A 9,510-nucleotide genomic window follows, 5' to 3' on the forward strand; every position below is an offset into this window, starting at 1 on the left:
AGGCCCTAGGCGACCGTTACGTCGCGGCCCCTCTGCCCGCATGGTCCGCGGCGTGGTATCGGCGAGTTCGGAGGCGGCGAGATGACCATGGCCCGTCATCCCTGGTATCTGATCTGCGAAACTGGTCCGTAGCCGTGCCACGCTGGTGGCATGGCTCCGCGGCTGGGCATGCTCTGAAGCCAGGAGGATCACACGGCGTAGAGCCGATCATGACATGGAGCGGTTTCGAAGACTACCGCCGCTTTCAGCATGTCAACGACCCGAATTGATCAGTTTCCTGGATGAGGCATCATCACCGGTATCGCCATGGCGGACGGCGCGTGCGCCGCGGATGCCGAGCCAGCCAACGACGGAACCGATTACGAGGGAGACGACGGTCAGGACCAAGTGCACCGTGAAGAAGCCGGTCGGGCCGTCGTCCCAGGAACGATCATCCTTCCACACGTTCCGAAGGAAATTTGGCCAGATCGCCCACGTCCACACACCCACCGCGATCAGGAACCAGGAAACACGCTTCGACAGAGTCGCCCACCCAGCTTGCACCCAGAACCACGCGCAGCTCAGGTGAGCAACGTCCTAAGTTCCTCCGCCTCGATGCCCGCCTGACGCAGAACAGAGGCGAGCGTGCCCGTCGCCAGCTCCCGGTGAAGCGGAACGATCACGACCCGGGCGTTCTCCTTGTGCCTCAGCTTGCAGTGCGAGCCACGCGTGGCGACCTCCTCGAAGCCGGCACGCCCCAGAGCCTTCACCACCTTCGCCCCGGAGACCCGAGGCAGCGCGGGCGTCACGCCGACAGGCGGATGTCCAGCGGAGCGACGATGGGACCGTCCGCAGCGGTCACGGGGAACGGCTGGTCCTCGAAGTACAGCTCCAGCGCCTCGCGAAGATTTGCCAGCGACTCCTCGACGCTGGCTCCCTGGCTGGTCACCTCGGCCTCCAGAGCCCGTGCCACGCACCAGTCGCCCTCATGCGTGACGACAGCCGTCAGCCGCGCCGCTCGCTCCATGGAGATCAGCCTAGCCGTCCCTACCACTCCTGGCGAATCGCTCACCGTCACCCCCTCGACATGATCGACCAGACCTCTGTCGACCATACGAGCGGAAACGATCTCTAACGGCCCGGGTACACACGAGAGACGCAAGACCACTCCCGGCCCCGGGGAGTACCTAGGTCATAAGTGAATGTTCTACAAGTTTGGCCAGATGGCCCACGTCCACACACCCACCGCGATCAGGAACCAGGACGCGCGCTTCGACTCCAGTCACCCCACCGGCAGCGAGCCGCGGTCTTCGTGTGGGGGCGCGAGTTCGGCCACGTAGATCGCCCTAAGGGGACGTAATGAAGTAACAAATACGCGATCGAGAGCATCATCGCAGGTCGCAGGCCTGTGGAGGGTTCGAAACGCGCAAGTTATTTCATTTCGACTCCTAAGGTGGGCGGACAGACAAAACCCCGGGGCATGCCGCCTGAGCGGTAGAGGCCATCCGGGGTGTCCACCTCGAAAGTCTAGAAGACCGGTAACCCGATGTCGAACGCCGTGACCCCGTCGCACGCCCTCGCGGTCCAGCTCCGGCGCAGGCTGAGCGCCGAACGCCTCGATCCGTACGAACGGGCCTGCAACCACGACCTCGAGCGGGCAGTGGCCCTGTACGAGTGGAACAGCAGCATCAGCGCCGCGTTCCACGAGGTCCTCGGGCTCTTCGAGATCGTCCTGCGCAACGCCCTGCACGACCAGCTCACTCTCTGGCATCAGCGCCAGCGAAGGCCCGGCCAGTGGTACGACGACCCGGCCGGCATCCTCGAAGCCCATCGACGGCAGGACATCGCCGACGCCTACGTCAGGTTGCGGCGCGACGGGAAGGTCATCACGCCTGGTCGGATGATTGCCGAGCTGACGTTCGGCTTCTGGCGCTACCTCCTGACCAGGCGATACGAGGGAACCCTGTGGACTCCCGCACTCCGCCGCGCGTTCCCGAACCTTCGCCCGGCACAACGGACCCGGATCTACAACCCCGTCGACAGCCTCGTTCGGCTCCGCAACCGCGTCGCGCACCACGCACCAATCCACAACCGACCACTCGCGGCCCTCCACCATGATCTGCTGCGTGTCGCCGGGCACCTCGACGGCGGTGTCGAAGAATGGATCCGCGGCCGAAGCCGAGTGCCCACCCTCCTGTTGTCACGACCGCCGCAACCGCCACAGCACCTAGGCCATAAGTGAATATTTTACAAATTCGGCCAGCTACCCTACGTTCAGACACCGGCCGCGATCAGGAACCACGATCCGACGACCATGGCCTTCGATGTCCCGCGGCTCACGCCCGCAGGTGCTGGAGCGGCCCGGCGAAGGTCCGCATCACCTCGCTGAACGTTGTCTCAGGGCGGTAGGCGGGCGGCTGGACCAATTCCCCGGCCCCGCTGTGGGCCGCTCCGAACCGCATGGTCCACAGCATCGTCTCGGCCACCGGGAGGATGGCCACGACCGCGTCGTTCTCGTCCTCCAGCTGGCCCGTCAGCCAGGAGACGCGGTCCGACTGCAGCGCGCAGACATAGATCACCTCACCGGCTGCGTTACCCGGGGCCGCACGCAGCCGCGCCGCCTGGTCCCCGGCGGCCAAGGCCTCGCCCAGCCGGTCGGCGACCAGCTGACGTTCCCACAGCTGCGCATCCTGGGCGATCCGGACGACGACGCCACCGCACAGCCTCCGCTCGACGTGGATCTGCGCGTCGGTGTCGGTGTCCTCACCGAAGTACCACGCGAGGACGTCGGGCAACGCGGCCCGCAGCTCCGCGGCGGACGGCTGGGCCATCGCCAGTCCTGGGCACTGCGGGGACCAGGCTGACCACGAAGGCCCGTCATGCCGCACGATCAACGAGACGGGCCTACCCACGATAGATCATCTCGCGCGACTCCTCCGCCGTCCCGCCGCTTTGATCAGTATCCGCGCTTCCCCCACTGCCCGGGAGCACTTTGCGGTAAAGGTCGAACCGATTACGCGCAACACCGGCCTGTCCCGCACAACACCGACCTCTCCCGGACGACGGTCTGGTCACGGGCGGCACCGACACGGAGGATGCGCAAGGGATACGCAAGGCGGGCAAGGTGGGCGGGCCGGCCAGGTCGGCGGGCAAGACGGGCAAGACGGCGGGATGGCGGGAGGGAGCGATGGAGGGGGCCGACGACATCCGGGGGCGCCGGATCGAACCAGACGAGGGAATGCTGTTGCGAAGGCTGCGCCTTGCCGCGCTCGCCGATGCTCCTTCGGCGTTCTGGCAGACCCTGGCCGAGGCGAGCGCGCGGCCCGCCGAGGAGTGGGACGCCCGCGCCCGCGCCGGGACCCGCGCCACCCGCGCCACGGTGACGGTCCCCGCTTCGGGTGACGTCATCGCGACCGATATCACGGGTGCCCCAGTGGGTTAGGGAACAACTCCGGCGGTTATCCTTGACAAGCCCCCGAAAAATCCTCTACGGAGGACCAGCGCGAGGAGGTGGCCGCTGTGAGTCCTGGCGGGTGCTCCAGTAAAGGCCGCTTCCTGCTCGTGGACGTCAGCCATCGCTGAATCCCGGGCCGATGAGCGCGCACCGTCGCGCCCGGCCCGCGTCCACGGAACCCGGGTAGACGACGCCCGGGGCACTGTTCGGAAGTCCGGCCTGTTCGGACGCACGGCCCTCCTGTCCGGTGCAGCCGTGCCGTCGGCGACGGCGTCTCCGGCTCGGGAGTCGATGGTCACCGCGATCTCCCGGCCCGATCGGTTCGTGCCGGTAGCGCGGATCCACCCTGTCCCGGCCGGGCTTCCCTGATCCGTCCGGGTCGGCAGTCGCATGGGCCGCGAGCAGTGCACAAGCAGGTGCGGTCGATCGAAGTCGTGTCGACCAGAGGTCGCCGTGGCGGTGCCGCCCGCGGCCTGCTCGAGGAATGCGCACTCACAGCTGTCCGGCGGTGACTGGGGCGCGCGGAGGGGGATCTTCCATGAGCATCTCAACATCACGGGCCGCGGGACGTCGTGGTGCCTGCACCGAGCGTCTCGACCTGCCCGCTTCCGGCCGGGTCACACTGATCCCCCGGGGCATGGACCGGGAATCGGTCAGTCGCTTCGCGGAGGCCATCGCCCGTTTCCTGGGAACCGGGCGGTACCTCGCCATTCAGACCTGTATCGTGATCGTCTGGATAGCCTTGAACATCGCGCTACCGCTGCTGCGGTGGGATCCCTACCCTTTCATCCTGCTGAACCTGGCCTTCTCGACCCAGGCCGCCTACGCGGCGCCGTTGATCCTGCTCGCCCAGAACCGACAGGACGACCGTGACCGTGCCTCGCTGGCCGAAGATCGGGCGGTCGCTGTACGTATGCGGGAAGACACCGAGTTTCTCGCGCGTGAGATCGCCGCGCTCCGGCTTGCCCAGAGCGATGCGGCGACCCGGCAGTACGTGCGCGGCGAGCTGGCCGGCCAACTCGAATCTCTTCGCGGCGACATCGAGAGCCTGGTTCGGGACGCGGTTCGCGTTCCGCACCAGACGGCGTCGGATGAACGGAAGCCAACCGCGGCACGATCGCCGTCACGGCACGGCGGGCCGGCGTCCACGGCCGGTGGTGGCCTCCGGGAAACGAGCGACCCCGAGACCGAGGACCCACCCGCCACGGGCAAGCCGAATGCCGGGAATCCGGAACGCCCCCGGCGGCCCAAGCACCACAAGCGCAGGAACACCACGGGTGTGAGCACGACCGGCATCCTCCCTCGCTCCACGGACGCCGGGTATGCCACCCGCACCGGGAACCGCGAAAACGGCGGTCCCGACAGGAAGACGACGCCGACCATCGCCACCGGTCCCACCCCGGAGACCACGCTCGACGACCCCACCCGGGAGGCCAGCGCGACGACGCACCTCAAGAACAGAGGATTCACAACACACGGGCACCATAGCCTCTCTGCCCATACGGGCTCCTCCTGGCATTCAATGGGAAAGCCGCAACCAGTGGATTCCTCCACAGGAAACACCCACTCGCGACACGGGCCGTGACCACCCTTCTGCGGAACGGGGCAACCCAGTAGCGTTCGACAGGTGCGTGTCCCCTGTCCGCCCCGGCATGACCCGCGTCGCCTCCGCGGAAGCCTCGGGCGGGCGCTGGTGGCCGTGGCGGTCCTCGGAGCGATTCTCGCCCCGTTCCTGAAGATCGTTCCGGCGGCCGCGGCCGTCCCACTCGCCGCACCGGCACCCACCGCCGCCTCCGACTCCGCTCCCCCGGCCGGTCTCACGGCCGGTCTCACGGCGGCTGAGTGGCTTGTCGCGGACGCGGGAAGCGGCGCCATCCTCGCCGCCTACCGCCCCCACGCCCAGGATCTCCCGGCCAGCACGATGAAAATCCTTACCGCGCTGACCGTGCTGCCCGGCCTGCCGCCGGACCGGGTCGTGACGGTCGACGAGAACGCCCCTCGGGTGGACGGCACGAAGGTCGGTCTCGTGCCGGGGGTCGGATACACCGTCCGTGACCTGGCGACTGCCATGCTGATCTCCAGCGGAAACGACGCGACCATGGCCCTGGTCCAGGCGAGTGGGGGAACCCCCGCCGTGCTGCAGCGGATGAACGCTCTGGCCAGGTCGCTCGGCGCGACGGACACCATCGCCGGTGACCCGACCGGGCTGGACAGTCCGGGCCAGGTCACCAGTGTGCACGACCTAGCCGTGCTCGGTCGGGCGGCGTTGGACAACCCGACGGTGCGGAGCTACCTGACGATCCCGCGCGCCTCGCTCGCCGGCCGGGGGGGTACCCGCTTCGAGATCCAGAACCACAACGCCCTGCTGCGTTCCTACGAGGGGGCTATCGGGGTGAAGAACGGCTACACCATCGCGGCCGGCGCGACGTTCGTCGGCGCGGCCACCCGCGACGGCCACACCCTCATCGTCGCCCTGCTGCGGACGGCTCCCGCCTACGGCAAGGACGCACGCGCGCTGCTCGACTGGGGTTTCGCGCACGCCGACACGGTCACCCCGGTCGGGTATCTCGCGAACCCCAGGGCGACGGCGCCGGCGTCGAGCGGGCCCGCGGGAGACCGGCCCTCCGTCAGCCCGGCGGGTCCAGGGATCGTGCCAACCGCCGGCGCGGCAACAGCCTCCTCGCGGCACGGAGTCGCCCGCGCGGGCGATCCTGGCAGCGGCATCGGCCCGATAACCTGGATCGCGATCGGCTGCACCGTCGTGGCATGCCTGCTCACCGCGCTCACCCGTCGAGCCGCCCGAGTGCGTCGGCGCCAGCACCGGCGGCGGCACGCGGCGGCGGGCCTCCGGGACGTCGAGCGCCCGTCGGGTCGGCCGCCCGCACCGCGCGATGGACACGTGTCCGTGAGGCTGAGGCCGGCGGCCGGACCTGATCAGTCCGACCTGCTGGATGTCCCCGAGGGTATGCGGCGGCGCAGGAGTGCCCGTACCCGGGCGGGGATGGGCACCGTGCCACGCGGGCTGCCCTCCGACGCCACCCGCAGCGGTCCGGCCAAGGATGGCTTCGCCGATGACGAGTCGGGTGAAGCCGGCTCGAGCGGCGTCGAGCCGGTCTGGGAGCCGGACACCGGGCGGCGGGAGGCCTCCGGGTTCGGCGAGCCGCTCGACCGGTAGGACGCCGGCCCCGCGGATCCCGCGCCCGCGCCTGCCGCACCCGCGCTCCCCGCCGCCGCGTGGTCGGCCGCCTCGGCGACGGAATGCCGGGCTGCCGAACCGGAGGGGAAGACGTCGGAGTTGTAGGGCGCCGTCACGGTCCAGGCCGCGACGAACAGCGTCCATCGCATGACGATGTTGATCCAGATGAGCAACCCGACGATCACCGCGAACGTACCGTACACCGGATTGCTCATGGTCTGCCCGACCAGCCAGGTGCCGACGATCTTGAGGATCTCGACTCCGACGGCGCCGAGCACCGCACCCCGGACCGTCCGCACCCGGTCGGTCTGCTGCGGCAGCCGCCAGAACAGATAGAGGAAAACCGCGGTGTCGATCGCGAGGACGACGAGCAGGGCCAGCAGGCCGGTCACCCAGGCCGCGGCGGTGCTGCCGGACAATCCGATCCAGCTCAGGAATGACCCGGTGGCCGAGGTCGAGAGGCTGGTCACGACGAGTGAGGCCAACAGAGTCAGCCCCAGTCCCGCGAGCACCGTGACATCCCGCAGCCGCCGGGTGATGATGTTGCCAACGTCGATGTCCTGGTGCCATACGAGACGGATGGCACCCCGCAGCGCGTCGATCCACGCGAGTCCGGCGAGCAGGAGGCCGGCAAGACCGATAATGCCCACGCCGACCTTGGCGTTGCCAATCGAGGCAACGTCGAGCTTGTCCGCCAAGCCCGGAAGATAGTCGTTGATCTGCCGGGTCAGGCTCTCCTGCACATCGGGGTACGCGTCCACGACGAAGCCGGTGACCGCGAAGGCCAGCGCGACCAGCGGGAAGAACGACAGGAACGCAAAGTAGGTCGCCGACGCCGCGAGACGATCACCGCCGTCGGCTGTGTAGCGGGAATATGCCCGGATGAGGTGATCGAGAAACGGACGTTTCCGGCGTACTGCCACAGCGGTGCCGGAAACCGTCCCGACACTGGCCCGTACCGCCTGACGAGGTCCCGCCACATTCGTTACTGTCCCCCCGGCGACGCGCGCTTACTCCCGAGATCCGAGTGTGGCGCGTCGCCCCCCGCCGCCCACCGGTTCCGGCCCACGCGCAGGGCGACCGAACGGGAAGAAGCGTAGTTGCCGCCAGCGCAGGTCGGCGCCTCTTTCATACAGCCCGAACCCGTTGACTTCGAACTGCGCCTGATATTCGGCGAGCGCATCGAAGGCGCGGTCCAACGCGTCCTCGGCGAGGTCGTGCGCGACGGTGACGTGCGGATGGTAGGCGAAGCTGAGCGGCCGGTCGAGAGGACCGGACCGCACCACCGCCGCCAGTTTCTCGCACCGGAGGATACCCATGGCGAGGGCGACGAACACGACCGGGGACAGCGGCCGGAACGTGCCGGATCCCCCGCAGGCGGATGGTGAACGGGGAGTTCGCCCGCGCCGCCCGCGCGAGGTGGCGCTCGATCACGGGCAGGTCCACGAGCCCGACGGAGGTCGGACCCAGCAGGGTGACGTGCGGGACGATGAGGGCTGCGTTCGGATCGCCGAGTCGCTCCCGCCAGTCCTGAAGCTCTGTGCGGTACGGCTCGGGGATGCCGATCGCCACGCCGATGTCCACCCGACCCGCGGAATCGACCGGATCAACCGGATCAACCGGAACAACCGATTCACCGGGATCAACGGCCGGGACAACCTGGACGGTATGACCGTTCACCCCCTCAGTCATGCGGGACCGGCTCCCCGACGAAAGCAGCGACGCTCGCTACTCTGCGTATCCATGCCTGCCTGCGCCGGGTGAGGAACCGGCCGTCGGGATCGGTCTCGCCGAGGAAACATGCCGACATCATGGCCCATGAGCCACGGCCGTCCCGCGCAGACCATGGGAAGGAGATCTGGATTCCAGATCATGACCAAAAGCTGACAATGCCCTCGGAAGAAACCGGCATCCGACCGGAAACGGTCACTGACGGCCGCGCCGCCCCCGCCCTTTCTCGCACGTCACGCCGAGCGGTTTGCGGACCACGAGGGGGCCTGCGCCAGGATCGCGTCCGCCAGCGGTGGCCAGGCTCGCTGGGCCCACTCGCCAAAATCACGATCACAAAGAGTCACACATGCGAGGCGGGCGACGGGATCCACCCACAGGAAGGTCCCGCTCTGCCCGAAGTGGCCGAAGGTCGACGGCGCGTTGGAGCTGCCCGTCCAGTGCGGGTGCTTGTTGCCGCGGATCTCGAAGCCGAGTCCCCAGTCGTTGGGGGTCTGCTGGCCGAAACCCGGCAACACGCCGGCAAGTCCGGGAAAGGCGACCGAGATGGCCGTGGCGAACGTCGCGGAGGTGATCAGCGTCGGGGCGAGGAGCTCGGCAGCGAAGCGTCGCATGTCGGCAAGCGTCGCCGTCACGCCGGAGGCCGGGGATCCCGTCAGCCGGGCACCGTGCATCCCGAGGGGCTCGAAGACCGCCTGGGCGAGGTAGTCGGCGAAGGCGATGGTGGTAGCCTTCTCCAGCGCCTCCCCCAGCCGCTCGAACCCGGTGTTGGAGTAGATGCGATGGGTGCCCGGGGGGGCCAATGTGCGGGTCCCCGAGAACGCGAGCCCGGAGGTGTGGGCGAGTAGATGAGCCACGGTGGACCTGGGGGGTCCGGCGGGATCGTCAAGCCCGATCGCGCCCTCCTCCACGGCGATCAGGACCGCATAGGCGCTGAGCAGCTTCGACACCGAGGCCAGCCGGAAGGGGTGATCGAGTGGTCCGGTCCGCGTCACCTCCCGGACCCGCGGGGTCACCGCTGCGTCCGGCCACCCGGACCCCGCACCCGGTCCGACCGCCTCGTCCGCCCGACCCATCACCGCGACCGCGACGGTCTCGACCGGCCACGCCGCCACCTGTCCAAGAGCGTCCACGTTCCGTAAACATTCACGTA

At 68.7% G+C, this 9,510-nt stretch carries 11 protein-coding genes and 2 pseudogenes; 4 read left to right on the forward strand and 9 right to left on the reverse strand.

Annotation, left to right across the window (positions count from 1 at the left end):
• Window positions 1–252: 252 nt before the first annotated feature.
• From AC08OQ_RS13775 to AC08OQ_RS13790, 4 genes are all read right to left on the reverse strand, one after another.
• On the reverse strand, window positions 253–543 hold the full coding sequence (locus tag AC08OQ_RS13775) for an SCO4848 family membrane protein (RefSeq protein ID WP_476601427.1): 291 nt from the start codon (window positions 541–543) through the stop codon (window positions 253–255).
• 17 nt (window positions 544–560) lie between these two features.
• A complete protein-coding gene (locus AC08OQ_RS13780; RefSeq protein WP_006542954.1) occupies window positions 561–788 on the reverse strand; it encodes a type II toxin-antitoxin system HicA family toxin in 228 nt (75 codons plus the stop codon).
• Entirely contained in the window at window positions 785–1,006 is a 222-nt protein-coding gene (locus tag AC08OQ_RS13785) for a type II toxin-antitoxin system HicB family antitoxin (protein WP_476605406.1), read from the reverse strand. The genes AC08OQ_RS13780 and AC08OQ_RS13785 overlap by 4 nt, the downstream gene beginning before the upstream one ends.
• 180 nt (window positions 1,007–1,186) lie before the next feature.
• Window positions 1,187–1,261 carry a hypothetical protein gene (locus AC08OQ_RS13790; RefSeq protein ID WP_476592178.1) on the reverse strand — a complete coding sequence of 25 codons (75 nt, stop codon included), beginning with the start codon at window positions 1,259–1,261 and terminating at the stop codon, window positions 1,187–1,189.
• Window positions 1,262–1,525: 264 nt separating this feature from the next.
• Here AC08OQ_RS13790 and AC08OQ_RS13795 point away from each other — a divergent pair, with 264 nt between their 5' ends.
• The gene (locus AC08OQ_RS13795) at window positions 1,526–2,221 is read left to right on the forward strand and encodes an Abi family protein (RefSeq protein ID WP_476601429.1); all 696 of its coding nucleotides are present in this window, start codon (window positions 1,526–1,528) and stop codon (window positions 2,219–2,221) included.
• Window positions 2,222–2,315: 94 nt separating this feature from the next.
• On the opposite strand, the gene AC08OQ_RS13800 is transcribed toward AC08OQ_RS13795, so the two are convergent.
• The gene (locus tag AC08OQ_RS13800) at window positions 2,316–2,810 is read right to left on the reverse strand and encodes a hypothetical protein (protein WP_476601430.1); all 495 of its coding nucleotides are present in this window, start codon (window positions 2,808–2,810) and stop codon (window positions 2,316–2,318) included.
• A gap of 293 nt (window positions 2,811–3,103) precedes the next feature.
• Between AC08OQ_RS13800 and AC08OQ_RS13805 the strand changes: the two genes are divergently transcribed.
• From AC08OQ_RS13805 to AC08OQ_RS13815, 3 genes and pseudogenes are all read left to right on the forward strand, one after another.
• Entirely contained in the window at window positions 3,104–3,421 is a 318-nt protein-coding gene (locus tag AC08OQ_RS13805; protein ID WP_476601431.1) for a hypothetical protein, read from the forward strand.
• Window positions 3,422–3,971: 550 nt separating this feature from the next.
• A complete protein-coding gene (locus AC08OQ_RS13810; RefSeq protein WP_462203780.1) occupies window positions 3,972–5,018 on the forward strand; it encodes a DUF1003 domain-containing protein in 1,047 nt (348 codons plus the stop codon).
• Between the two features lie 114 nt (window positions 5,019–5,132).
• Window positions 5,133–5,900, forward strand: a pseudogene (locus AC08OQ_RS13815) (D-alanyl-D-alanine carboxypeptidase family protein); the annotation flags it as partial.
• A gap of 467 nt (window positions 5,901–6,367) precedes the next feature.
• Here AC08OQ_RS13815 and AC08OQ_RS13820 read toward each other — a convergent pair.
• The 4 genes and pseudogenes from AC08OQ_RS13820 to AC08OQ_RS13835 all read right to left on the reverse strand — a co-directional run.
• Window positions 6,368–7,552 (reverse strand): YihY/virulence factor BrkB family protein, encoded by a 1,185-nt coding sequence (locus AC08OQ_RS13820; RefSeq protein ID WP_476601432.1) that lies wholly within the window; start codon window positions 7,550–7,552, stop codon window positions 6,368–6,370.
• An 87-nt stretch (window positions 7,553–7,639) separates the two neighbouring features.
• The gene (locus tag AC08OQ_RS13825) at window positions 7,640–7,966 is read right to left on the reverse strand and encodes a 2'-5' RNA ligase family protein (protein ID WP_476612097.1); all 327 of its coding nucleotides are present in this window, start codon (window positions 7,964–7,966) and stop codon (window positions 7,640–7,642) included.
• Window positions 7,967–8,021: 55 nt separating this feature from the next.
• Window positions 8,022–8,321: pseudogene (locus AC08OQ_RS13830) on the reverse strand (2'-5' RNA ligase family protein); the annotation flags it as partial.
• A 272-nt stretch (window positions 8,322–8,593) separates the two neighbouring features.
• A partial coding sequence (locus AC08OQ_RS13835) for a serine hydrolase domain-containing protein (protein ID WP_476612098.1) occupies window positions 8,594–9,510 on the reverse strand: 917 nt, incomplete at its 5' end.

The sequence above is a fragment of the Frankia sp. CcCS3 genome, from assembly GCF_977927575.1.

Excerpts from the sequence above, each read along its gene's own strand:
- AC08OQ_RS13800 (WP_476601430.1), bottom strand. The coding sequence starts at position 2,810 with ATGGCCCAGCCGTCCGCCGCGGAGCTGCGGGCCGCGTTGCCCGACGTC.
- AC08OQ_RS13795 (WP_476601429.1), top strand. The coding sequence starts at position 1,526 with ATGTCGAACGCCGTGACCCCGTCGCACGCCCTCGCGGTCCAGCTCCGG.
- AC08OQ_RS13785 (WP_476605406.1), bottom strand. The coding sequence starts at position 1,006 with ATGGAGCGAGCGGCGCGGCTGACGGCTGTCGTCACGCATGAGGGCGAC.
- AC08OQ_RS13810 (WP_462203780.1), top strand. The coding sequence starts at position 3,972 with ATGAGCATCTCAACATCACGGGCCGCGGGACGTCGTGGTGCCTGCACC.